The organism is Bacillus sp. KNSH39 (assembly GCF_052656585.1).
In genome coordinates, this window is sequence record NZ_JBQXYO010000001.1 from 2,241,639 (window position 1) to 2,268,551 (window position 26,913).

Genomic DNA, 26,913 nt, shown 5'->3' on the forward strand with positions numbered 1-26,913 from the left:
CTAAAACGTAACAGCAAGTCGCGCATTTGCGACTTTATCCATCGAAATTTGGATTTCTTTTTTACGTGTTTTAATTGTTAATAATAATGTTATTGTTGTACCATCGTAAGAAAGCAGTTTTCCTTCAAACATCTTTTCACCATCAATCGGCTCATATGTTTTAATTGCCACTTGTTTTCCTACCGCTTGCTGGAAGTCTTTTTCTTTCTTTAATGGGCGTTCCGCTCCAGGAGATGATACATCCAAAAAGTAAAGATGAGGAATTGGATCCTCTTTATCTAAAGCTTCGCTTAAACGTTCACTTACCGCACCGCATTCTTCAATGTCGACTCCCTTTTCAGAATCGATGAATACGCGTAAGAACCAGTCTTGTCCTTCTTTCACATACTCTACATCTACAAGTTCAAGATTTAACTCTTCAACGATCGGCTGCGCAAATGCTTCTACAACTTCTGTGACTTTCTTATCCATAAACAGCCTCCTTCCTGCCGTCATGTACCATTTAAAAGAAGAAGACCCCGCCAATTTAAAAACGGTCTATCTTATTCTTTCTCGTTAGCTAACAAAAGCCCCTGCTGTTCAGCAGGGATTATCTGTCTTAGTATTACCAAATTTAAGAAGTAAAACTTGTAACAAAATATGTATATACGACAGAAATCTTTTACCTATCTACGTAGATAAAACATAGATAGTAACACGAAAGAGTGGGTTTCCCCACTCTTTTCTTTACACAATATACATGACATGGTTATCTCGGTTAATAGTATATCATAGGAAATGTTGATTTGCAAAGACTTTTCCTACCTACTAGAACAGTGATAACTGGTTTTGATCTGGTAAGTCTCCTAAACAACCTTGGCTATCTAAATACTCAATAATTGTTTTCGAAACCTTACTTCGCTGTTGCAAGTCTTCTTTTGATAAGAAGTCTCCATTTTTACGTGCTTCTACAATACTTAAAGCTGCGTTTGTGCCAAGACCAGGTACTGCATTAAATGGAGGGATTAATGTATCTCCATCAATAATAAATTCTGTTGCATGTGAGCGGTATAAATCCACCTTTTGGAATGAGTATCCACGCTCACACATTTCAAGTGTCATTTCTAGTACCGTTAATAAACTCTTCTCTTTCGGCGCAGCATCGAGTCCCTTTTGAGCAATTTCATCAATTCTTGCACGTATAGATGCTGAACCTTTCGCCATTGCCTCTACATCAAAATCATCTGCACGAACTGTAAAATATGCGGCATAGAATAACAGTGCAAAATGTACTTTAAAGTATGCGATACGTACAGCCATAAGTACGTAAGCAGCCGCATGGGCTTTAGGGAACATGTATTTAATCTTCTTACATGAATCAATATACCAACCTGGTACATTATTATTTTTCATGTCTTCTTCCCATTCTTCCGGTACACCTTTACCTTTACGAACCGACTCCATGATTTTGAAGGCTAATGATGGATCTAGACCTTGATAGATTAAATATACCATGATGTCATCACGACAACCGATAACTTCGCTCAGCGTACATGTACCGTTATAAATTAACTCGTTTGCATTACCAAGCCATACGTCGGTACCATGTGATAGTCCAGAAATTTGGACTAACTCTGAGAATGTCGTCGGTTTTGTCTCTTCTAACATCTGTCTTACGAATTTTGTACCAAACTCTGGTATACCAAGTGTACCTGTTTTACAGTTAATTTGTTCTTCCGTTACCCCTAACGATTCTGGACCAGAGAAAATTTTCATTACTTCTGGATCATCCGTTGGGATTGTTTTCGGATCAATACCACTTAAATCTTGTAACATACGAATAACGGTCGGATCATCGTGTCCTAGTATATCAAGTTTCAATAAATTATCATGAATCGAGTGGAAATCAAAATGCGTTGTTCTCCATTCAGCACCAATTGAATCAGCTGGATACTGTATTGGTGAGAAATCAAAGATATCCATGTAATCTGGCACAACGATAATACCGCCTGGATGCTGTCCTGTTGTACGTTTTACACCGGTACACCCTGCTACTAAGCGATCAATCTCTGCATTTCGAATCGTTAAGTTATGATCATTTGCATAACCTTTTACATATCCGTAAGCAGTTTTTTCCGCAACTGTACCAATCGTTCCTGCACGATATACATAGTCTTCACCGAACAGTACTTTCGTATAGTTATGGGCACGTGGTTGGTATTCCCCGGAGAAGTTCAAATCGATATCGGGTACCTTATCTCCTTTAAATCCAAGGAATGTTTCGAACGGAATGTCATGTCCATCTTTTACATATGGAATATTACAAGCAGGACATTCTTTATCTGGTAAGTCAAAACCAGAGCCTACAGAACCATCATTAAAGAATTCTGATTGCTTACACTTCGGACATACATAGTGTGGTGGTAATGGGTTTACTTCTGTAATTTCCATCATCGTTGCAACAAATGATGATCCTACCGATCCACGCGAACCTACTAGATATCCGTCTACTAACGATTTTTTCACAAGCTTATGTGAAATTAAATAAATTACGGCGAATCCATGCCCAATAATACTTTTTAATTCTTTTTCTAAACGTGCTTCTACAATTTCCGGTAGCTCTTCACCATAAATGCTACGCGCCATTTTATAACTCATATCACGCGTTTCATCATCAGCACCTTCAATTTTCGGTGTGTATAGATCGTCTTTTACTGGATGCACATCACCAATTAATGACGCAATCTTTTGTGTATTTGTTACAACAACTTCTTTCGCTTTATCTTCACCTAAGAATGAAAAACATTCTAACATTTCATCAGTTGTACGGAAATGTACTGGCGGTAATGAATGTCGATTTAACGGATTGGCTCCGCCCTGCGAACTGACTAAAATTTTACGATACATTGCATCCTCAGGGTCTAAATAATGCACGTTTCCTGTAGCAACAACTGGTTTATCTAACGTCTCACCTAGTTTTACTAAGTTAGAAATAATTGTTTTTAATTGACCTTCGTCTCGAACAAGTTCACGTTCTACTAAATGACGCAACACCTCTGGAGGCATTACTTCAATGTAATCATAGAACTGGGCAATTTCTTCTACCTCTTCAGGTGCCTTTTGCATCATTGCCTCGAAAACTTCACCTTTATCACAAGCCGTTCCTACTAAAATTCCTTCACGGTATTTTTTTAATAGTGACCTCGGCACACGTGGTACACGGTAAAAGTAATTAAGGTGAGAATATGAAACAAGTTTATATAAATTTTTCAATCCAACATCTGATGTGGCAAGTAACGTCATATGACTTGGACGGCCACGCTTATATGCATCCCCTTGTCCCATGCTATCATTTAATTGATCGTGATATTCAAATCCCTTTTCAATTACGTCTTTCAACATTTTCACAAGTAAATATCCCGTCGCTTCTGTATCATAAATCGCACGGTGATGTTGTGTTAATTCAATATCAAGTTTTTTACACATCGTATTTAATCGATGATTTTTCATTTCTGGGAATAAGAATCGTGCAAGTTCTAACGTATCAATAACGGGGTTATTCGTTTTTTCTAGTCCAGCCTTTTTAAAACCTACGTTAATAAAGCCCATATCAAAGCTCGCGTTATGGGCAACAAGTGTATGGTCGCCCATCCATTCCTCAAACTTTTTAAACACTTCGTCCACTTCAGGTGCATCAGTTAACATATCATCTGTAATACCTGTTAATTCAATGATCGTCGCCGATAATGGTTGATGCGGATTTGCAAAAGATTCAAAGCGGTCAATAATTTCGCCACCCTTTACTTTTACAGCAGCCAACTCAATAACTGTATCGTATACAGCTGATAAACCTGTCGTCTCAACGTCGAAAACAACATACGTTTCCTCTGCAAGTAAACGATGCGCTTCGTTATATGCTATCGGTACACCATCATTAACTAAATTTGCTTCTACACCATATATAACTTTAACTCCAGCCTTCTTCCCCGCAGAATACGCCTCTGGGAAAGACTGAGCCACGGCATGGTCTGTAACCGCAATAGCCTCATGTCCCCATTTACCAGCTTGAGCAACAAGCTTAGAAACTGGAGTGACAGCGTCCATTTGACTCATCGGAGTATGGAGATGCAGCTCTACTCGTTTTTCGCCTTCTGGTGCTTTATCTTTACGAGACGGTCCTGTGATTTCATTAATATCATTTGCAATCATTACTAAATCTCGAACGAATGTATCGTTTTGAACAGAACCACGCGCTTTCACCCACATTCCTTTTTTCAAGGATTGCAGCATTGGAATATCTTCTTTGTCACGCGAGAACATTTTGATCATAATAGAATCCGTATAATCCGTTATTTTTAAAGTTAATAACGTACGTCCACTACGAAGCTCTTTTGTTTCTACATGGAAGACATATCCTTGAACCGTTTTTCTTCTTTCTTCATCTTGAATTTCTCGCATCGGTGTAATCTCTTCATCTGGCTTAATAAGATACCCGAGTGTAATCGGTCCTTCATACACAACGCTGCTTTCTTCAGCTTGCTTCTTCGCCATTTCTTCCATAGCTTGTATAACACGCTCGCGGTCTTCTTGCTGCGTTTGTTCACGAAACTTTTGCATTTCTTCTGTATTTTGCTGTATATGTGTGTCTAACTGAAAACGCGGGAATCCAAAAACTTCGTATTGATCCCCTACTGGTTTCGCAACGTTTTTCTTTAAAGCAGCAGACTCCAACTCGTTATTCACATTTATTAGCAACTTCACTCCATTCACCTGTGGAAGCTGCTTCTTTAAGTATGCGAACATAGGTGAAAATGTAATTCGTTCCGTACAAAGCGGCCAATACGCCCTCACTTCTTCTTCTGTAAATTGTTTATTCTCTGTTTCTAATGCAAATGTTGTTCTTGCAATATGAGAAAATGATTGCTTAAGCTTTGTTTCTAGCAATTCATATAATTCTGTAGGCAAAATACGTGGCACTTGTAAATCAAAATGCCAACTTTTATTCGCTTTATCAATAACGAGCCTTTCAATACCACCGCCTTGTAAATATTGATTTATAAGGTCGTCTGGTATTTGCAACTGCTGGAGCAAAATTTGAAATCGCTCTTGTTGTTCATTTGTTAAAGACATAAGCACTCTCCTTCCATTTGCTATTATAAATTGAAACGTACCACAAAGAAAGATTTCTCACCTCTTCTTTTACAAAATACGTTTACAAAGAAAGAGAAGGTACCCCATTACGAGGTACCTCTTCTTATTTTAAAATATTTGCAATATATGTTTGAAGTTCTTCTACTTTTACTTCTTCAGACTCACCTGTAGCACGTACTTTCACTTCTACAATACCTTCGTCTGCTTTTTTACCAACTGTAACACGAACTGGAAGACCGAATAAATCTGCATCTGCAAATTTAACACCTGCACGTTCTGCACGATCGTCTAATAACACTTCATAGCCTTGTTCTTGTAATGAGTTGTAGATATTTTCACCCATTTCACGTTGTGCATCCGATTTCATATTTACTGGAATTACATGCACATGGAACGGTGCTACAGCTTTTGGCCAAACTAAGCCGTTCTCATCGTTAAACTGCTCTGCAATTGCTGCCACTGTACGAGATACCCCGATACCGTAACAACCCATAATAAGTGGTTGTGTTTTTCCGTTTTCATCCAGGAATGTTGCGTTCATTGCTTCACTATAACGAGTTCCTAATTTGAATACATGACCAACTTCAATTCCACGTGCAAAAAGAATTGTTCCGTTTCCATCTGGAGATTGGTCTCCTTCTTGGATGAAGCGTAAATCTGTATATTGACTTACTTTAAAGTCACGTTCTGGATTTACATTTACATAATGGAATCCTTCTTCATTCGCTCCTGAACATCCGTTAACAATTGATGCTACAGCATGATCAGCAATAATTTCGATATCACCTGTTACATTAATCGGTCCTAATGAACCAACTTCACAATTTAATAATGCTTTTACTTCTTCATGAGAAGCAAGCTCAACAACTGAAGCGCCGTATACATTTTTCACTTTCACATCGTTTACTTCGTGATCACCACGAACAAGTACCACTACTAATTTCTCATCTACTTTAAACACCATAGACTTAATGCACTTGTCAGCTGCAATGTTTAAGAATGCGGATACTTCTTCAATTGCTTTTTGGTCTGGTGTTGCTACTTTTTCAAGTGCTTTTTCTGCTGCGTCACTCTTCGTATACGTAGCTACAACAGGAGCCATTTCGATGTTTGCTGCATAATCAGATGTGTCAGAGTATGCAATTGTATCTTCACCAACATCAGATAATACCATAAATTCATGTGTATCTTTTCCGCCCATTGCTCCAGAATCAGCAATAACTGCACGGAAATTCAAGCCACAGCGAGCAAAAATGTTAGAGTATGCTTTATATAAACGATCGTATACTTCATCTAAGCTCTCTTGTGTAGCATGGAAAGAGTATGCATCTTTCATTAGAAACTCTCTTCCACGTAATAAGCCGAAACGAGGTCTTTGCTCATCACGGAATTTTGTTTGAATTTGGTATAATGTTAACGGTAATTTTTTATATGATTTCACTTCATCACGCACAAGATCCGTAATTACTTCCTCATGTGTCGCTCCTAATGCGAATTCACGAGCATTACGATCTTTCATACGCATTAATTCAGATCCGTAAGAATACCAACGACCTGATTCTTGCCATAATTCCGCAGCTTGCATAGCTGGCATTAATAATTCTACAGCTCCTGCGCGCTCCATTTCTTCTCGAACGATACGTTCTACTTTGTGTAATACTTTTAATCCAAATGGTAGAAAGCTATAAATACCAGAAGCATTTTGACGCATAAAACCTGCACGAAGTAATAGCTGATGACTCTTAATTTCAGCATCAGCTGGAACTTCACGTAATGTAGGACTGAATACCATACTTTGTTTCATTTATTTGCACCTCTTCATTTTACTCTTACACGCAGTAAAACCCCTCACCTCGAGTTAGGTGAGGGATTTTATTCTACGAGCTCTATTTCATTATAAGTTTCACTTTATTTTACAAGAAAAACTTACGAATGTCATTCCAAGTTACAACTAACATAAGTAACATTAATAATGCAAAACCAATAAAGTGAACCATTCCTTCTTTTTGGCGATCAATTGGTTTCCCTCGTAACGCTTCAATTAAGAAGAAGAATAAACGGCCACCATCTAAAGCAGGAACTGGTAATAAATTAAATAAACCAAGATTAATGCTTAGAACTGCAGCTAAACTTAGTACACGCGTAAACCCATAATCTACAACTTGATCTGTTAGATTATAAATTCCTACTGGACCTGATAACTCATTAATAGAAAATTGACCAGTTACTAATTTAACAAGAGATTCAAAAATTAGTTTCGTCCATTGGTACGTTTGTTCAAATCCTGATTTAATAGAACCCATTACTGTTTTCTCTACAGGAGAATACACACCGATTCTACCAACTTCGTCTTTTCCTTCTTTATCGAGTGTTGGCGTTACTTTCACATTAAACTGTTCATTATCACGCTTTACTTGTAACGTAATTTCTTTATTTGGGTTTTCACGTACAATAGTAACAACATCTTTCCATGTACTTGTGTTTTTCCCATCAATAGCTTGAATTGTATCATTCTCTTTCAATCCAGCTTGCTGTGCTGCACTGTTATCCATCACTTTTCCAACCATTGGTTTGTCAACAGGAACCCCTTGTACAAATCCAAGAATCACAAAAATAACAAATGCTAAAATGAAGTTCATTGCAGGACCCGCAAAGATTGTTAAAGCGCGTTGCCCTAGTTTTTTCGAGCCAAATTGTCTATTATACGGAGCAATTTGAATTTCTTCCCCCGCAGTAATAATACGAGCCTTTTCATTCACTCGGAATGTTTGAAGCTCTTCCTCGTACTCTTCATAGCCCGAAATTGTTAAATTATGCTCCAAATCAGCTTGTTCGACTTCAATAACACGAACATTTGGATACTTTTCATATCCATCAAAAACTAATTTTACAACTTCGTCTTTTTCATTTAATACAAGGCCAACCTTTTTCCCAGGCTTTAACTCAACTGTGTCCGCATCCTCGCCGGCCATTCTTACATAGCCACCAAGGGGCAGTAATCGAATCGTATACACCGTTTCATTCTTTTCAAATGAGAATATTTTCGGACCAAAACCAATCGCAAACTCGCGGCATAAAATACCTGCTCTTTTTGCGAAATATAGATGCCCTAGCTCATGGAAAAATACGAGTGCACCGAAAATTAATATAAAGGCAATCGCTGTATTCAATTCCATAACCACCTTTGCTAAATTTGTTCCATCACAAACCGTCTTGTGGCCGCATCAATTTCCAAAATTTCCTCTAAGCTCGGTCGTGCAATGACATTGTGATGGTTCATTGCTTTTTCAATGAGGTCTTCCACTGTTAAGAAACCAATTCTCTTTTGTAAAAAGGCTTCAACCGCTACTTCATTCGCTGCGTTCATTACAGCTGGCATACTTCCACCTGCTTTTCCAGCTTCATACGCAAAACGTAAACAACGGAATCGTTCTTGGTCCATTTTCTCAAAATGCAACGTCCCTATTTCCCATAAGTTTAACTGTTTTGTGTCTGAAAGAGGCAATCTATCAGGATATGTAAGTGCGTATTGAATTGGTACTCGCATATCAGGTGAACCAAGCTGCGCCATTACACTACGATCTTCAAATTCAACCATAGAATGGATAATACTTTCTTTATGTAAAACAACATCGATTTGCTCATAAGGGATACCAAAAAGCCAATGTGCTTCAATTACTTCTAGTCCCTTATTCATCATTGTAGCAGAATCAATTGTAATTTTCGAACCCATTGACCAGTTTGGATGTCGAAGCGCATCTTCTACGGTCACATGATGCAATTCATCCCTCGTTTTATCACGGAAACTTCCACCAGAAGCCGTTATAATAAGACGAGAAATTCTTTTTTCATTTTCACCATTCAAGCACTGAAAAATAGCCGAATGTTCACTATCTACTGGAAGTAACGAAACATTATGTTTTCGTGCTGCTTCCATTACAAGATGTCCTGCAGTTACTAACGTTTCTTTATTTGCAATTCCAATTGTTTTTTTCGCCTCAATTGCACGAAGTGTTGGTAACAACCCTACGCTACCTACAACAGCATTTACTACAATCTCCGCATCTGGATGTAATGCTACTTCTAAAAGTCCTTCACTACCATATACAATTTTTGTATTACCAGAAACAGATTGTAATTTTAAAACATCTTCCTCTCTTTGCACAGAGACGATTTGCGGAGAAAATTCTTGAATTACCTTTACTGCGTAGTCAATATTTTTCCCTACAGAAAAAGCAACGAGACGGAATTGGTCTGGGTGCGAGCGTAATACATCTAAAGTTTGTGTACCAATTGATCCGCTTGCACCTAATAAACTAATGTTTTTCATGACTCCAACCCCTCGTTCATTTATTAATTGTATTGTAATAAGAAGTAGAGAATTGGTAAAACGAATAACCAACTATCTGTTCGGTCTAATATACCACCATGCCCAGGTAAAATTGTACCTGAATCCTTTACGCCATAATGACGTTTAAAAGCAGATTGTACTAAATCACCAATTTGTCCAAAAATAGAAATGATAATTGTCAGCACAATTAAAATTACTACATTCGATTCGACTGGGAAGAACACGTTGTAAACAAGTGCCACAATAATTCCACAAACGATACCGCCTAATGAACCTTCAATCGTTTTATTCGGACTAATTTCTGGCCACAATTTTCTCTTGCCCAATGCTTTTCCTACGAAATATGCGCCTGAATCAGTAGCCCATATAACAAATAATGCGCAAAATACATATTTAATTCCTAATATTCTCGTTTCATTTAAATATAAGAATCCCATTGCCACATATGTCGTTGCCATCAGTAAAAATGAAGCATTATCAAAAGTAAATGTATTCTTAGAAAGGACTGTATATGATAAAAGTAATAAAACAATCACAAATGTGATTTCCAATTTACCTAATCCAATCCATGTAAACAGTTCTGATGCACTACTTGGAATTAAAAGAATCCACAATAATACTGCAGCTAAAACTGTCGGTACTGAAATAAGCGTAAGCTTATTCATACGAATTAATTCATATAAACCTATAGAAGCAAGTGCATACACTAAAACCGTAAAAGGCACGCCACCGTATATTACGATGGGAATGAATAGCGCGGCAGCAACCACTCCAGTAATAATTCTCTGTTTCACTACCAAACCCTCTCTTTCTACACGCCTCCGAATCTGCGCCCTCTATGTTGAAAGTCAGTAATCGCATTTAGCAAATGTTCTTCTTTGAAGTCTGGCCAATACACGTCTGTAAACCAAAACTCCGAATATGCAATTTGCCATAACATGAAATTACTAATACGTAGCTCTCCGCTTGTTCGGATTAACAACTCTGGATCAGGTAAAGAACTCGTCATTAAGTAGGAGGAAAGCATTTCTTCACTTACCTCTTCAGAACGAATTTTCCCTTCCTCATTATCTTCCATCATATGTTGCACAGCAGAAACGATTTCATCTCGACTTCCATAGTTTAACGCGAAATTAAGAATTAATCCCGTATTCTCTTTCGTATCTTCCATGGCTTTCTCCATCGCTCTGCGTGTATGCGTAGGAAGACGATCTTTTTGCCCTATTACTCGGACTTGTACGTTTTCTTCAATCAATTCTGGTAAAAATGTACCTAGAAATTCTTCTGGAAGCTTCATTAAATAATCAACTTCCTTTTTCGGTCTTTTCCAGTTCTCAGTTGAAAAAGCATAGAGAGTTAACACTTTCACATTAAGTTTACTTGCAAATTTTGTAATTTTCTTTACAACTTGCATACCTTCATGATGTCCCGCAATACGAGGCATTGCTCTCCTCTTTGCCCATCTTCCATTCCCATCCATAATGATGGCAATATGTTCTGGGATATATCCTTTTTTCACTTCTTCAACGAGATGATCAAACGATGTGTCCTTTTTACCTTTAAAAAAAGGAAAGTTTTTAAACATCATTCATACCCTCCAGCAAGCAGACGTATGCCTAAAAGTGTAAAAAGACCCCCTTAAGAAGAGGGTCATATTTGCGAAGTTATCGCTATTACACTTCCATGATTTCTTTTTCTTTGTTTTTTGCGATTTCGTCAACTTTTGCAATATATTTATCTGTTTCTTTTTGGATATCTTCAGTATATCCTCTTAAATCATCTTCTGTAATCTCGCCAGCTTTTTCAAGCTTCTTAAGATCATCATTTCCGTCACGACGTACGTTACGAACAGCAACTTTTGCTTCTTCAGCATATTTTTTCACAACTTTTACAAGATCACGACGACGCTCTTCTGTTAGTGCAGGGAATGCAATACGAATTACAGTTCCATCATTAGAAGGGTTTAAGCCTAAATCTGCTTTTAAAATTGCTTTTTCAATATCACCGATAGAAGTTTTATCATAAGGTTGAATTACTAGTAAACGCGCTTCTGGAACTGTAATGTTCGCTAATTGCACAACTGGTGTTGGTGCACCATAGTAATCAACTTGTACCTTATCTAATACAGACGCGTTTGCACGACCAGCACGAACTGTTGCTAATTCACGAGAATAAGCAGCAACTGCTTTTTCCATTTTTTCATTTGAAGACTTCAATACTTGTTGTCCCATATTTATTTCCCCCTTACCACTGTTCCGATATTTTCGCCTAAAACGGCACGTTTAATATTACCTTTTTCCATAACTGAGAATACAATTAGTGGAATATCATTATCCATACATAGAGAAGAAGCTGTAGAATCCATTACACCTAAACCTTCTTTTAATACATCTAAGTAAGTAAGCGTTTCGTATTTTGTAGCTGTTGGATCAATAGATGGATCCGCATTATATACACCATCTACATTGTTTTTCGCCATTAAAATTACATCTGCTTCAATTTCTGCCGCACGTAATGCTGCTGTTGTATCTGTAGAGAAGTATGGGTTACCTGTACCTGCTGCAAAGATAACAACACGTTTTTTCTCTAAGTGACGAACTGCTTTACGACGAATGTAAGGTTCTGCAACTTGACGCATCTCAATTGAAGTTTGTACACGAGTTTGAATTCCGATATTCTCCAAGCTATCTTGAAGAGCTAATGAATTCATAACTGTCGCTAACATGCCCATGTAATCTGCCCCTGCACGATCCATGCCCATTTCACTTCCAATTTTTCCACGCCAAATGTTACCGCCACCAACAACAACAGCAACCTCTACATCAAGTTCTGCAATTTCTTTTACTTGTTCCGCAACTGACTTAATAACAGTTGGGTTAATTCCAAATCCTTGCTCTCCAGCTAAAGCTTCTCCACTTAGCTTTAAAACGACACGATTATATTTCGGTTTACTCATAATGAACCTCCAATTGCTTACATCTTTATTTTAAAAAAGGGAACACAATGTGTTCCCTAATCTGTATTAGTTACTACCTTTTACTTGGTTCATTACTTCTTCAGCAAAGTTGTCTTCGCGTTTTTCGATACCTTCACCAACAGCGTAGCGAACGAATCCTTTTAATGTTCCGCCTTTAGACTCAACGAACTGACGAACTTTCATATCAGGGTTTTTAACGAATGCTTGGTCAAGTAAGCAAATCTCTTCGAAGAATTTGCCTAGACGGCCTTCAACCATTTTCGCAACGATTTTCTCAGGCTTGCCTTCGTTTAATGCTTGTTGTGTTAATACTTGACGCTCATGCTCAACTTCTTCAGCTGTTACAGCATCGCGGTCGATGTATTTAGGGTTAACTGCAGCGATGTGCATTGCAACATCTTTAGCAGCAGCTTCATCAGTAGAACCTTCAAGAACTGTTAATACACCAATGCGTCCACCCATGTGTAGGTAAGCGCCGAATGCATCTGCATCAGTTTTTGATACGATTTCGAAACGACGAAGTGTAAGTTTTTCACCAATTTTAGCGATTGCTTCGTTGATGTGCTCTTCAACTTTTTTACCGTTTTCCATTGTTTGAGCCATAGCTTCTTCAACGTTAGCTGGTTTGTTAGTTAATAAGTGAGCAGCTAATTCTTTAATTAGTGTTTGGAAACCTTCGTTTTTCGCAACGAAATCAGTTTCAGAGTTTAATTCTAAGATTAAAGCGTCGTTACCGTTTGTTTCGATGAAAGTTAAACCTTCAGCAGCAATGCGGTCTGCTTTTTTAGCAGCTTTCGCAATACCTTTTTCACGTAAGAAGTCAATTGCCTTCTCCATGTCGCCATTAGTTTCTGTTAAAGCTTTTTTGCAGTCCATCATACCTGCGCCAGTTTTTTCACGTAATTCTTTTACCATTTGAGCAGTGATTGCCATACTTTTCATCCTCCTAAAATATGTATTTATACCTTTTATAAAGGTGTTTATACCTTAAAAAAGGTGATAAAAGGCCGAACCCCTTATCACCTTTCCAACTTTGTTACGCAGTAACAGTTTCTTCACCTTGTTTTGCTTCAAGGATCGCGTCTGCCATTTTAGATGTAAGAAGTTTTACAGCACGAATTGCATCATCGTTTGCTGGGATAACGTGATCGATTTCGTCTGGATCACAGTTTGTATCAACGATACCGATGATTGGAATGTGTAATTTGCGTGCTTCAGCAACTGCAATACGCTCTTTACGAGGGTCTACTACGAATAATGCACTTGGAAGACCTTTCATATCTTTAATACCGCCTAAGAATTTCTCAAGACGCTCTAACTCTTTTTTAAGTTGAACAACTTCTTTCTTAGGAAGTACTTCGAAAGTACCATCTTCTTGCATTCTTTCGATGTCTTTAAGACGCTTGATACGCTTTTGGATTGTTTGGAAGTTTGTTAAAGTTCCACCTAACCAACGTTGGTTAACGAAGTACATACCAGCACGAGTTGCTTCTTCTTTAATAGCTTCTTGTGCTTGTTTTTTAGTACCTACGAATAAGATGTCTCCGCCTTCAGCAGCGATGTCGCGCATCGTTCTGTAAGCTTCCTCAACTTTTTTCACAGTTTTTTGTAAGTCGATGATGTAGATACCGTTACGCTCTGTGAAAATGTAACGCTTCATTTTTGGGTTCCAACGACGAGTTTGATGTCCGAAATGAACACCAGCTTCAAGCAATTGCTTCATAGAAATTACTGACATAATATAGTTCCTCCTAAATGGTTTTTGATATCCTCCGTTTACTTCATCTCTAAGCGAAACTACAAACGTAGCACCAACACTTAAATCAGTAAACGTGTGTACTTTGTACTGACACCACTGCTTACTATATCATACTGAAATATTACAATCAAGTCGAAAATGCGAACAATGTAAAACTTTCTTTGTTCATACTCGAATTCTAGTATTACCAACCTTCTTTTCTTTTAAGCAAAAAAGTAAATACAATTAATAGTTTTCCCAGAAAACACGCTTATGACACTTTTCACAAGCATCTTCTATCCATTGCACAAAAAAAACTCTCCTCAATTGAGGAGAGTTTTTTATAAATTAGTTTGTTTTTAATTTAGCAAGTTCTTGTAGAAACTTGTCGTTTAGCACTTTAATGTATGTTCCTTTCATACCTAAAGAGCGAGACTCAATAACACCAGCACTTTCTAATTTACGTAGTGCATTTACGATTACAGAGCGAGTAATTCCTACGCGATCAGCAATTTTACTTGCAACAAGTAAACCTTCTGTTCCATTTAATTCTTCGAAGATATGCTCAATTGCTTCTAACTCACTGTAAGATAATGAGCTGATTGCCATTTGAACAACAGCTTTACTACGCGCTTCCTCTTCGATTTCTTCTGCTTTTTCACGTAAGATTTCCATACCTACAACAGTTGAGCTGTACTCAGCAAGGATTAAATCATCATCTAAGAACTCTTGACCAAGACGAGCTAATACTAATGTACCTAGACGCTCACCGCCACCAACGATTGGTACGATTGTAGTTAAACCTTGACCGAATAATTCTCTGTTTTCTACTGGGAATGCTGTGTAAGCACTGTTCACATCTAAGTTTGAAGATGTTTCTGTAATGTTGAATAAGCTTTGTGTATATTCTTCTGGGAATTGACGTTCTGCAAGCATTTGCTTCATGCGTTCGTTTTCGATTTGTTGGTGAATTGCATAACCTAGTAATTTACCACGACGGCTAACTACGAATACGTTTGCTTCGATTACTTCACACATTGTGTCAGACATTTCTCTAAAGTTTACAGGCTTCCCTGCTGCGCTCTGTAATAACGCATTTAATTTTCTCGTTTTTGCTAATAATTCCATTTCAAAAGTTCCTCCTACATGTTACTCACATATTTTTTCATCACTTGGAAACTAGGGCGAGTCACCTGATGACACTATTACAAAATAAACTGGCTCACATCTTTATTTTTAGCAATTGTTGCTAATTTCTCCTCAACGTATTGAGGTGTTATCGTTATTTTCTCTAACGTAATTTCAGATGCTTCAAACGATAAATCTTCAAGGAGCTTCTCCATAATCGTATGAAGTCTTCTTGCTCCAATATTATCTGTATCCTGATTAACTTGATAAGCAATCTCAGCAATCTTACGAATAGCTTCGTCTGAAAATTCAATTTCTATACCTTCAGTCGCTAATAATGCCATATATTGTTTAATTAACGCATTGTCAGGCTCGATTAATATTTTAACAAAATCGTCTGTCGATAATTTTGTTAATTCTACTCGAATCGGAAATCTCCCTTGCAATTCCGGAATTAAATCCGACGGTTTAGACATATGGAACGCTCCAGCTGCAACGAATAAAATATAATCCGTTTTTACTGATCCGTATTTTGTCGCAACATTCGACCCTTCTACAATTGGCAGAATGTCACGTTGCACACCTTCACGTGATACATCTACGCTATTCGACTGCTTACCAGCAATTTTGTCAATTTCATCGATAAAAATAATCCCGAGCTGTTCAGCACGATAAACAGCCTCTTGTGTAACTTCATCCATATCAATTAAGCGCTGTGCCTCTTCATTTGTCAAGAGTTTTCTTGCTTCTTTTACAGAAAGTTTACGTTTTTTCGTTTTTTTCGGCATAAAACTTCCTAGCGCATCTTGGAAATTCATTCCCATTTGTTCCATGCCAGTTCCTTGTAACATATCAAACATGGAAGACTGTTGTTCAGTCACTTCAATCGATACAATTTCTTCTTCAAGAAGCCCTGCAGCAAGCTTTCTCTCCACATCTTGACGTTTCTTTTCGATTTCAACATCTTCTTGTGTATCAGACGTTTGATTCGAATTTTGAGCGCCTCCAAAAAGCATCTCTAATGGATTTTTGAATCCAGATTGCTTCTCCGGACTCGGCACTAAAATTTCAACAAGACGTTGATTCGCTTGCTCTTCTGCTTTATCTTGAACTTTCACTACCATTTCTTCTTTTACGATACGAACCGATGTTTCCACCAAGTCACGTACCATCGACTCTACATCTCTACCCACATATCCAACTTCTGTGAATTTTGTAGCCTCAACCTTAATAAAAGGTGCTCCAACGAGTTTCGCCATTCGTCGTGCTACCTCTGTTTTCCCAACACCTGTCGGTCCAATCATTAAAATATTTTTAGGCGCAATTTCGTCACGTAAATTTTCAGCTAATTTACTGCGGCGATATCGATTTCTCAACGCTACAGCAACCGCTTTCTTTGCGTCTTTTTGACCGATGATGTATTGATCTAATTTTTCCACAATTTGGCGCGGAGTAAAATGTAAATGCATATAAAATGCCTCCCTTACGATTCTACAATTCTTCAACAATTATGTTGTGATTCGTATAAACACAAATATCGCCAGCAATCTCTAAACTCGCTTTCGCAATTTGCTTCGCTGTTAAGTGTTCACTTGCATATTGCTTTAAAGCACGACCTGCAGAAAGTGCATAATTCCCACCAGATCCAATTGCTAAAATACCATCATCCGGTTCAATCACTTCTCCTGTACCTGAAACAAGGAGCATAGTTGTTTTATCCATGACAATGAGCATCGCTTCTAGCTGACGTAACATTTTATCGCCACGCCATTGTTTTGCCATTTCAACAGCAGCACGCTGCAAGTTGCCATTATACTCTTCTAATTTCCCTTCAAACATTTCAAAAAGAGTAAATGCGTCAGCAACTGATCCTGCGAAACCAGCTAAAACTTTACCTTGGAAAAGTTTACGAACTTTACGAGCTGTATGTTTCATTACAACAGCATTTCCCATTGTCACTTGGCCATCTCCAGCCATTGCACATTCTCCATTATGATGAACTGCAAATATCGTTGTAGCGTGGAAATTTCCCATAGAAAAAACTCCTTTATTTGTTTTTATAGCTTTTAAAGCAATTTATGCCCGCGGGTGATGCTTCATGTAAACAGAACGCAATCTTTCTTTAGAGACATGCGTATAAATTTGTGTCGTCGACAAATTTTCATGGCCTAATAGCTCCTGTACAGTACGTAAATCCGCCCCTTCATCTAGCATATGTGTAGCAAATGTATGCCTTAACATATGGGGACTTATCCGCATTGTCAGCGAAGCCTTTTTAATGAGTTCATTTAAAACATAACGAACCCCACGACTTGTTAGCGGTGTACCTTTCGCATTTAAAAATACCATATGAGAATCTTCGTCAGTCTTATTAACTAACTGTTTTCTCCCATTCTCTATATAAGTAATTAAAGAATCTTGCGCATAGCTTCCGAACGGAATATACCTTTGTTTTTTTCCTTTTCCCATTACTAAAATTGTTCCCACCGCAAAGTCAATATCGGTAAGTTGTAAATTGACACATTCACTCACACGGATCCCAGTCGCATACATCAACTCTAATAAAGCTTGATTCCTTTGACCTAATGGCGTTTCCGTGTCAGAAACTTCAAATAATTCCTCTAACTCTTCAGCATATAAAAACTTTGGGATTGACAATTCTTTTTTGGGGAGTGACGCAAGTGCAAACGGATTATCCTTTCGATAACCTTCACGCATCAAAAAACGATATAAACTTCGTAAGCTTGATACTTTTCTTGCGACAGATTTACGGGCTAACTTTTCATCGTGTAACGTCGTTAAGTACAAACGAACATCCGCGTATGTAACGTCTAAAAAAGAGGATATGCCTTCTCGTTCCATAAATTGCACAAAATGTTCTAAATCATTTTGATAACTTGCAATTGTATATTTTGAATAATTTCTTTCAATTTGTAAATATCCAACGAATAATTGTAACAATTTCTTCACATTCACACAACTCACCTCAATAAAGGCTACTAAATCGTATCACAACTTAGTAGCCTTTGCAAGAAATTTAACTAAATATTTACAAAATTTCGAATCGTTTCTAAAGCGCGTGCTGCGTACGCTTCATTTCGTTCTACTTTCTTTTTAATCTTCTTCTCTAACGGTGCAAATAGACCGAAGTTCGCATTCATCGGCTGGAAGTTTTTAGCGTTCGTTGCCGTAATGTAATTTGCCATGCTACCCATCGCAGTTACTGGCGGTAATACAACTGGCTCTTCACCTTGCACAAGACGCGCAGCATTAATTCCTGCTAATAATCCTGATGCTGCTGATTCAACATATCCCTCTACTCCAGTCATTTGACCAGCGAAGAATAAATCATCACGTTGTTTATATTGATATGTTGGACGAAGCAAATTAGGTGAATTAATAAACGTATTACGATGCATTACACCATAACGTACAATCTCTGCATTTTCCAATCCCGGAATTAACTGTAGCACTTCTTTTTGCGGTCCCCACTTTAAATGAGTTTGGAAACCTACGATATTGTATAAAGTTCCCGCTGCATCATCTTGACGTAACTGAACAACAGCATATGGCGTTTTCCCTGTTTTGGGATCTTCCAATCCAACAGGTTTCATAGGTCCAAATACTAACGTCTGTCTCCCTCTACTTGCCATAACTTCTACTGGCATACAACCTTCAAAGAAAATTTCTTTTTCAAACTCTTTTAAAGGCACTGTCTCAGCAGCAATTAGAGCCTCATAAAAACGATCAAACTCTTCTTCTGTCATTGGGCAATTTAAATATGCAGCTTCACCTTTGTCATAACGCGATTTTAAATACACTTTATTCATGTCAATGCTGTCTTTTTCTACGATTGGGGCTGCAGCATCATAGAAGTAGAAATAATCTTCTCCTGTTAATTCTTTCAATTTTGCAGAAAGATCAGGAGATGTTAATGGACCTGTAGCAATAATTGTCGGTCCCTCTGGAATATCTGTAATTTCTTCATTCATTACAGTTACATTTGGATGGTTCTTTACGTATTCTGTTACTTTAGCTGCGAACTCATGACGATCTACAGCTAAAGCACCTCCAGCTGGTACAGAGCACTCATCCGCCGCACGAATAATTACAGAATCCATTAAGCGCATTTCCTCTTTAATAACTCCAACTGCATTTGTTAAAGTGTTTGCACGAAGTGAGTTACTACATACTAATTCAGCGAATTTATCTGTGTGATGAGCTGGCGTTTGCCTTACCGGTCTCATTTCATATAATCTAACTTGGACACCACGTTTTGCAATTTGGTAAGCTGCTTCACTTCCTGCAAGACCTGCGCCAATGACGTTTACTACTTGTGTTGTCATTTATATCACCTTTCCTTTTCTTCCCGAAAAAAATGTGAGCAGTTACGCTCACATTTGTTGTTCTTCTTCATAATCGCACGAAATACATTGTACTTGCACGCCTTTTTTCAACTTTTTCTCTACAAGCATGCCTTCGCACTTCGGACACTTACGACCAATTGGCTTATCCCAAGATACAAAGTCGCATTCCGGATACGTACCGCACCCATAGAAAAGACGTTTCTTTTTATTACTACGGCGTTCAATAATTTGACCCTTATCACACTTTGGACAAGTAACACCGATTTCTTTCACAATCGGCTTTGTATTACGACAATCTGGGAAATTCGAGCAAGCCATAAATTTCCCGTATTTACCCATTTTAAAGACCATTGGGTGATTACATAATTCACAATCTTCCCCAGCTGGTTCATCTTTAATTTCCACTTCACGCATTTCTTTTTCCGCTTTTTCTAAACGCGGTTCAAAACCTACGTAGAAATCATCAACAATTTTTACCCAATTCGCATTTCCTTCTTCTACTTCATCAAGGCTTTGCTCCATATTGGCAGTAAATTCAATGTTAATAATTTCTGGGAAAAACTCTAAAATAAGTTCAATTACTATTTCACCAAGTTCAGTCGGAACGAAGCGTTTATTATCCAAACCTACATACCCACGCTTTTGAATTGTTTCAAGTGTAGGTACATATGTTGACGGTCTTCCAATTCCAAGTTCTTCAAGTGTTCTTACTAGGCGAGCCTCTGTATAGCGCGGAGGAGGTTGTGTAAAATGTTGCTTTGGTTCTAAATCCTTTGAAAATACAGTTTCCCCTACTTCTAAAGGTGGCAACATCTTATCCTTTTCTTCAGCACCATCATCTTTTGACTCTACATACACTTTCATAAATCCTGGGAACTTTACAACCGATCCACTTGCACGGAACTGAACATTGTTATTAATGAGTCTCGCTGTCACAGTATCCATTATAGCAGACGCCATTTGACTTGCAACAAATCGCTCCCAAATCAATTTATATAATCGAAGTTGATCACGACCTAAGAAACTTTTTAGTTCCTCTGGCTTTCTCATTACTGAAGTAGGACGAATTGCCTCATGCGCATCTTGTGCATTTGACTTTTTCGTTTCTTTCTTCTTTTCTGTTCCTATGTATTCCGTACCATACGCTTCAGTGATGTAAGTACGAGCCTCTGTTTGAGCTGTTTCTGAGATACGTGTTGAATCAGTTCTCATATACGTAATAAGACCTACAGTTCCTTGTTTTCCAAGATCTATCCCTTCATACAATTGCTGTGCAAGCATCATTGTTTTCTTTGCTCGCATGTTTAACTTACGTGCTGCTTCTTGTTGCAAGGAAGATGTTGTAAACGGTAATGCAGGATTACGTTTTCGCTCTTTGCGCGTTACATTTTCAACTGAAAACGCATTGTCTTTCATCTGTTCAATTATTTCATTCACTTGCGTTTCATTTGTTAATTGAACTTTTTCACCATCTACACCGTAAAAGCTTGCTTCAAATGTGTCTTTTCCTTTTACAAATTCTGTTTTAATTGTCCAGAATTCTTCAGGTTCAAAGTTTTGAATTTCCCTTTCACGCTCGATGATTAAACGAACTGCTACAGATTGTACACGCCCTGCACTTAATCCTTTTTTTACTTTCTTCCATAATAAAGGACTAATATTGTAACCAACAAGACGATCAAGTATACGTCTTGCTTGTTGTGCATCCACTAAATCCATATTAATTGCACGAGGATGTTTAAATGATTCTTTGATTGCATCTTTCGTAATCTCATTAAACACAACCCGACAATCTGATTCAACGTCCACATTTAACGTATTCGCTAAATGCCAAGCAATCGCTTCCCCTTCACGGTCTGGATCGGCCGCGAGATAGACTTTCTTTGCTTTTTTCGCCGCTGATTTTAAATCTTTTAAGACGGGACCTTTACCACGAATGGTAATATACTTCGGGGTGAAGTTGTTCTTTACTTCTATCCCCATTTGACTTTTTGGCAAATCGCGAACATGTCCCATAGACGCGACAACTTTGTATTTTTTCCCTAAATATTTCTCAATGGTCTTCGCCTTAGAAGGCGACTCCACGATTACGAGGTAATCTGACATGCTAGTGCCTCCTTAAGAGGTGGATTCAAGTCTTCATTAATCTTATTGATTTCTCTTGTTTTTGTCAATCAAGAATGAATATACCATACAGTGCCAATCTACCATTTGTCAATAATTGTTTAATAAAAACATAAAAATATAAGGTTAATTTAAAATCTCTTCCAAGATATCTTCTGCATTTCTTACTAGTTTTGCTCCTTGCTGAATAAGATGATTCGTTCCCGATGCCCCCTCTACAAATATAGGTCCAGGAAGCGCAAACACCTCTCTATTTTGCTCTAACGCAAGGTCTGCAGTAATAAGTGTTCCACTTCTCGATTTCGCTTCTACAACTAAAACACCTTTACTTATACCACTAATAATCCGGTTCCTTTTTGGAAAATACCATTTTTTCGGTGCATAGTGCGGCGGATACTCTGTCAATAACAATATATATTCCTTCCACATTTCATATAAATGTCTATTTTCTTTCGGGTACATAAAAGACAATCCATGCCCTAATATCGCAATAGTCGGGCAATGATGCCTTACTGTAATCTCATGAGACATTGTATCTATCCCTTTTGCAAACCCACTGACAATAAGCCACTCTCTTTCTAATAAAGGGTGTAAAATAAACTTCAAACTCTCATAACCATATAATGATGGTTCTCTCGTTCCAACAACTGCTAATTTATTTACTTTATTCAGGAAATCTTTCTCTCCTTTTCCATATAAAACGAAGGGAGGGTCTTGTATTTCACGTAATAATTGCGGATAATCTTCATCCCATATCGTTATATAAAAAATACGATTTCTCTCTAAATAAGATATATATTGCGGAAGATTTGAATTTTGAAGAAATTTTACTAGTTCTGAAGATTTTTTCGAGGATATTCCAGTGTAGTGTTCCATTTGTTTTTCGTTAAAATTATATATGTTCTTTAATTCTGGATCGACATATAGTAGCCTCTCCATCGCTTTCCAATAATCTGCTAGCAAGTAATGAACATGTAATAATCTCTCTCTTTTCATCTTGATTCTCCTTACCCATAATTTTTATTATGTAAACAGAAAAAAGTGTAAAAAGACACCCTCAAGTAAGAAGGTGTCTTTCAACAGATTAATAGTTTTTACAAGTCTCAAATAAACCTTTTTCTTTTAAAACAGAGATTAGCGTTTCTCCCATAACTGCTGGAGTTTCAGCTACTTTAATGCCACAAGCTTCCATTGTTTTAATCTTTTCAGCAGCAGTTCCTTTACCGCCAGAAATGATTGCACCAGCATGGCCCATACGTTTGCCAGCAGGCGCTGTTTGACCACCAATGAAGCCTACGACAGGTTTTGTCATATTAGCTTTTACCCATTCAGCTGCCTCTTCTTCTGCTGTACCGCCGATTTCACCAATCATAATTACAGCATGTGTTTCTTCATCTTCATTAAATGCTTTTAACGCATCAATAAAGTCTGTACCGTTAACAGGGTCTCCGCCGATACCTACAGCAGTAGATTGGCCAATACCTTCTTGTGTTAACTGATGTACAGCTTCATAAGTTAATGTACCAGAGCGAGATACGATACCAACATGACCTTTTTTATGAATATATCCTGGCATAATACCAATCTTACATTCATCTGGTGTGATTACACCTGGGCAGTTTGGTCCAAGTAAACGTGTATGTTTACCCGCCATATATCTCTTTACGTTTACCATATCTAATACAGGAATCCCTTCAGTAATACATACTACTAAATCAATTTCTGCATCAACAGCTTCCATAATTGCATCTGCCGCAAAAGCGGGTGGAACGTATACAACTGAAGCGTTTGCGCCTGTTGCTTTCACTGCATCTTCTACTGTATCAAATACTGGTACACCTTCAATATCAGTGCCGCCCTTACCTGGTGTTACACCACCGACAATTTTCGTACCGTATTCAATCATTTGTTTTGTATGGAATAAACCTTGAGAACCTGTAATACCTTGAACAATAACTTTTGTATCTTTATTAACTAATACGCTCATTTTTCTCCCCCGCTTTCTATTAGCCCACTAGTGAAACAATTTTTTGTGCACCGTCTGCCATAGATTCTGCTGCAACAATATTTAAGCCAGACTCATTTAAAATTTTCTTACCTAGTTCTACGTTTGTGCCTTCAAGACGTACAACTAAAGGTAACTCAAGACCTACTTGTTTCGTTGCTTCAATAACACCTTCTGCAATAACATCACACTTCATAATGCCACCAAAAATGTTAACGAAGATACCTTTTACATTTTTGTCAGAAAGGATAATTTTGAATGCTTCTGTAACTTTTTCTGCAGTTGCACCGCCACCAACATCTAAGAAGTTAGCTGGGTCACCGTGGTAATGTTTAATGATATCCATTGTAGCCATCGCTAAACCTGCACCATTAACCATACAACCGATATTTCCATCTAAAGGAATGTAGTTTAAGTCGTATTTTGAAGCTTCAATTTCTTTTGAATCCTCTTCATCAAGATCACGAAGCTCTAAAATGTCTTTATGGCGATATAACGCATTAGAATCAAAGTTTAATTTTGCATCTAATGCCATAACTTTACCTTCGCCTGTTGTAACAAGTGGGTTAATCTCAGCGATAGAGCAATCTTTTTCGATAAACGCACGATATAAGCCCATCATAAACTTCACAGCTTGTCCTACAAGCTCTTTTGGAATATTGATGTTAAATGCAATTCGGCGCGCTTGGAAACCTTGCAAGCCTACTGCTGGATCAATATATTCTTTAAAGATTTTTTCAGGTGTTTTTTCTGCTACTTCTTCAATTTCTGTTCCGCCTTCTTCAGACGCCATTAAAACAACTTGAGAAGTTGCACGATCTAAAACTAGACCTACATAATATTCTTTTTTAATATCGCAACCTTCTTCGATAAGTAAGCGTTTTACTTCCTTACCTTCAGGACCTGTTTGATGTGTCACAAGTGTAGTTCCTAAAATGCTTTCTGCATATGTACGAACTTCATCTAAATTTTTCGCAACTTTTACTCCGCCAGCTTTGCCGCGTCCACCAGCGTGAATTTGTGCTTTCACTACACATACATCTGTTCCTAATTCTTTCGCTGCTTCTACAGCTTCTTCTACTGTAAATGCAACCTTCCCGTTCGGAACGCTAACCCCATAGCTTCTAAGGACTGCCTTACCTTGGTACTCATGGATATTCATGGTCCCATCCTCCCCTGTTTTCCTGTTTTACTCGAAAAGTTTTTTAATGTTTAAAAAACATTACATTGCCATTGTATAAGATGATTGGCACGCTGTCTACAATAAAGTGTCAGAAAACTGAAATCGCTTTATTCTTTTTCGAAAATAGTAATGTTTATATGCCAAAATAAAAAAATAAGCTGTATATTTACAGCTTATTTTTGAATCATATCTTTAATTGGTGCGAATGACTTGCGGTGTTCATCTAGTACTCCATGCACTTCAATTGCCTCTAAATGTTGCTTTGTGCCATATCCCATATGTTGCTCAAATCCATATTCAGGATACTTCTCTCCCAGTTCTTTCATCATACGATCTCTCGTTACTTTTGCTATAATGGATGCTGCTGAAATCGAAACACTTTTCGCATCACCTTTAATAATTGATGTTTGCGGAATTGGTGTAGGAAGCTTCATCGCATCAATTAATAAATGTTGAGGTGTACAAGATAAATTTGCAACTGCATCTAACATCGCTTGTTTCGTTGCTTGGTAAATATTAATGTCATCAATAACTTGCGGTGATACAATTCCTACTCCAATTGCAATTGCTTGTACTTTTATTTCATCATAAAAACGCTCACGTTTCGCTTCACTCAACTTTTTCGAGTCATTTAACCCTGGAATATAAAAATCCTCAGGAAGAACGACAGCTGCCGTCACAACAGGCCCAGCCAATGGCCCGCGCCCTACTTCATCAATACCCGCGATATATGTGACCCCTTTTTCACGCAAAGCATTTTCATACTTGGACATTTCAAAAAACTTCTCTTTTTCTTTCTGTTCTAACTCTTTTTGTTTATACCACTTCAAAACGAGCTTTTGAACACCTTTTCGATCATCTTTCATTAACAGTTGAAAGCGATCATCTTCTTCATTCATAATTTCTTTCAATACATTTTCCGCTTCTTTTATCGTCATAGTTTGCATTTATACAAGCTCCTTTTTAAACATATCCAAAAAGAAAAGACGCACAAACGCACGTCTTATACTTCTTCTATTTTTTCCACATCTTCCACTTGCTCTCCAAACTCTTCCGGTGTTTCAAACGTCATTTTTCCAAGTTTGCCACCACGAAGCTCACGAAGCACAAGCTCAGATGTCTTATCATAATCAATCATTCCGCCGCCCATTAAGCAGCCTCTATTTTTTCCAATTGCATCAAATAATTCCACAATATCTTCTGGAATCTCATTTAAATTATAGCGTTCTTTCAAGCGTTCTGGATAATGTTTCTCCATAAAACGTAATGCGTAAACAGCTACATCTTGTAAATTTAAAATTGAATCTTTAATTGCACCCGTTGTCGCTAAACGAAGACCCACTAATTGATCTTCAAATTTAGGCCACAGAATACCTGGTGTATCTAACAATTCCATTTCCTTCCCAACTTTAATCCATTGTTGAGCTGTTGTCACACCTGGACGATCTCCTGTTTTAGCAATATTTTTCTTTGCCAATTTATTAATCAATGTAGATTTACCAACATTTGGTATACCTACAATTAATGCACGAATCGCTCTCGGTCTAATACCTTTTGCAACCATTTTATCAAATTTTTCTTTAACAAGCACTTTACAAGCTGCTGCAATTTCCTTCATACCTTGTCCAGCTTGCGCGTTAATCGAAATTGCCATATGGCCTTTTTCTTTAAAATATGCGATCCATTGTTTTGTTAAACGATCATCCGCCATATCCGCTTTATTTAAAACAACAAGCCTTGGCTTATGTGTAATGATTTCATCAATCATTGGGTTTCGAGATGATAATGGTAATCGAGCATCTACAAGTTCAATTACAACATCAATTAATTTTAATTTCTCCGTTACTTGGCGTCTAGCCTTCGCCATATGCCCTGGAAACCATTGAATTACCATGTTGCCACCTTCTTTT

22 protein-coding genes are annotated in these 26,913 nt (G+C 37.7%); all 22 read right to left on the reverse strand.

Going from position 1 to position 26,913, the window contains the following annotated elements:
* On the reverse strand, window positions 1-471 hold the full coding sequence (gene rimP / locus ACUL40_RS11265; protein WP_000359096.1) for a ribosome maturation factor RimP: 471 nt from the start codon (window positions 469-471) through the stop codon (window positions 1-3).
* Between the two features lie 336 nt (window positions 472-807).
* Entirely contained in the window at window positions 808-5,109 is a 4,302-nt protein-coding gene (locus ACUL40_RS11270) for a PolC-type DNA polymerase III (protein ID WP_445422640.1), read from the reverse strand.
* A gap of 124 nt (window positions 5,110-5,233) precedes the next feature.
* Window positions 5,234-6,934, reverse strand: a complete 1,701-nt coding sequence (locus ACUL40_RS11275) for a proline--tRNA ligase (protein ID WP_445422641.1) — start codon at window positions 6,932-6,934, stop codon at window positions 5,234-5,236.
* 109 nt (window positions 6,935-7,043) lie between these two features.
* A complete protein-coding gene (gene rseP / locus ACUL40_RS11280) occupies window positions 7,044-8,300 on the reverse strand; it encodes an RIP metalloprotease RseP (RefSeq protein WP_001090244.1) in 1,257 nt (418 codons plus the stop codon).
* Between the two features lie 17 nt (window positions 8,301-8,317).
* Entirely contained in the window at window positions 8,318-9,460 is a 1,143-nt protein-coding gene (gene dxr / locus ACUL40_RS11285; RefSeq protein ID WP_000790373.1) for a 1-deoxy-D-xylulose-5-phosphate reductoisomerase, read from the reverse strand.
* A gap of 23 nt (window positions 9,461-9,483) precedes the next feature.
* Complete coding sequence (gene cdsA / locus ACUL40_RS11290) at window positions 9,484-10,275, reverse strand: phosphatidate cytidylyltransferase (RefSeq protein ID WP_000813592.1); 792 nt, start codon at window positions 10,273-10,275, stop codon at window positions 9,484-9,486.
* Between the two features lie 17 nt (window positions 10,276-10,292).
* Entirely contained in the window at window positions 10,293-11,069 is a 777-nt protein-coding gene (gene uppS / locus ACUL40_RS11295; protein WP_445422642.1) for an isoprenyl transferase, read from the reverse strand.
* Window positions 11,070-11,154: 85 nt separating this feature from the next.
* Entirely contained in the window at window positions 11,155-11,712 is a 558-nt protein-coding gene (gene frr / locus ACUL40_RS11300; RefSeq protein WP_000531501.1) for a ribosome recycling factor, read from the reverse strand.
* Window positions 11,713-11,714: 2 nt separating this feature from the next.
* Window positions 11,715-12,437: a UMP kinase gene (gene pyrH / locus ACUL40_RS11305; RefSeq protein ID WP_000042668.1), complete on the reverse strand. Its 723-nt coding sequence runs from the start codon at window positions 12,435-12,437 to the stop codon at window positions 11,715-11,717.
* 66 nt (window positions 12,438-12,503) lie between these two features.
* Window positions 12,504-13,391, reverse strand: a complete 888-nt coding sequence (gene tsf, locus ACUL40_RS11310; RefSeq protein WP_001018578.1) for a translation elongation factor Ts — start codon at window positions 13,389-13,391, stop codon at window positions 12,504-12,506.
* Between the two features lie 103 nt (window positions 13,392-13,494).
* The gene (gene rpsB / locus ACUL40_RS11315) at window positions 13,495-14,196 is read right to left on the reverse strand and encodes a 30S ribosomal protein S2 (RefSeq protein WP_000111485.1); all 702 of its coding nucleotides are present in this window, start codon (window positions 14,194-14,196) and stop codon (window positions 13,495-13,497) included.
* Between the two features lie 348 nt (window positions 14,197-14,544).
* Window positions 14,545-15,324 carry a GTP-sensing pleiotropic transcriptional regulator CodY gene (gene codY, locus ACUL40_RS11320; protein ID WP_000421290.1) on the reverse strand — a complete coding sequence of 260 codons (780 nt, stop codon included), beginning with the start codon at window positions 15,322-15,324 and terminating at the stop codon, window positions 14,545-14,547.
* 77 nt (window positions 15,325-15,401) lie between these two features.
* Complete coding sequence (gene hslU, locus ACUL40_RS11325; RefSeq protein WP_000550078.1) at window positions 15,402-16,793, reverse strand: ATP-dependent protease ATPase subunit HslU; 1,392 nt, start codon at window positions 16,791-16,793, stop codon at window positions 15,402-15,404.
* Window positions 16,794-16,815: 22 nt separating this feature from the next.
* On the reverse strand, window positions 16,816-17,358 hold the full coding sequence (hslV, locus tag ACUL40_RS11330; protein WP_000526272.1) for an ATP-dependent protease proteolytic subunit HslV: 543 nt from the start codon (window positions 17,356-17,358) through the stop codon (window positions 16,816-16,818).
* Between the two features lie 42 nt (window positions 17,359-17,400).
* The gene (gene xerC, locus ACUL40_RS11335) at window positions 17,401-18,300 is read right to left on the reverse strand and encodes a tyrosine recombinase XerC (protein ID WP_001101243.1); all 900 of its coding nucleotides are present in this window, start codon (window positions 18,298-18,300) and stop codon (window positions 17,401-17,403) included.
* Between the two features lie 65 nt (window positions 18,301-18,365).
* The gene (gene trmFO, locus ACUL40_RS11340) at window positions 18,366-19,670 is read right to left on the reverse strand and encodes an FADH(2)-oxidizing methylenetetrahydrofolate--tRNA-(uracil(54)-C(5))-methyltransferase TrmFO (protein ID WP_000213003.1); all 1,305 of its coding nucleotides are present in this window, start codon (window positions 19,668-19,670) and stop codon (window positions 18,366-18,368) included.
* A gap of 48 nt (window positions 19,671-19,718) precedes the next feature.
* Window positions 19,719-21,797 (reverse strand): type I DNA topoisomerase, encoded by a 2,079-nt coding sequence (topA, locus tag ACUL40_RS11345; protein WP_001286963.1) that lies wholly within the window; start codon window positions 21,795-21,797, stop codon window positions 19,719-19,721.
* 144 nt (window positions 21,798-21,941) lie between these two features.
* Window positions 21,942-22,811 (reverse strand): DNA-processing protein DprA, encoded by an 870-nt coding sequence (gene dprA / locus ACUL40_RS11350; protein ID WP_000818060.1) that lies wholly within the window; start codon window positions 22,809-22,811, stop codon window positions 21,942-21,944.
* An 88-nt stretch (window positions 22,812-22,899) separates the two neighbouring features.
* On the reverse strand, window positions 22,900-23,802 hold the full coding sequence (gene sucD / locus ACUL40_RS11355) for a succinate--CoA ligase subunit alpha (RefSeq protein ID WP_000115178.1): 903 nt from the start codon (window positions 23,800-23,802) through the stop codon (window positions 22,900-22,902).
* A 19-nt stretch (window positions 23,803-23,821) separates the two neighbouring features.
* The gene (sucC, locus tag ACUL40_RS11360) at window positions 23,822-24,982 is read right to left on the reverse strand and encodes an ADP-forming succinate--CoA ligase subunit beta (RefSeq protein ID WP_001020791.1); all 1,161 of its coding nucleotides are present in this window, start codon (window positions 24,980-24,982) and stop codon (window positions 23,822-23,824) included.
* 194 nt (window positions 24,983-25,176) lie between these two features.
* Window positions 25,177-25,950 carry a ribonuclease HII gene (locus tag ACUL40_RS11365; protein WP_001194265.1) on the reverse strand — a complete coding sequence of 258 codons (774 nt, stop codon included), beginning with the start codon at window positions 25,948-25,950 and terminating at the stop codon, window positions 25,177-25,179.
* Window positions 25,951-26,006: 56 nt separating this feature from the next.
* Entirely contained in the window at window positions 26,007-26,897 is an 891-nt protein-coding gene (ylqF, locus tag ACUL40_RS11370; protein WP_000236704.1) for a ribosome biogenesis GTPase YlqF, read from the reverse strand.
* Between the last annotated feature and the right edge of the window lie 16 nt (window positions 26,898-26,913).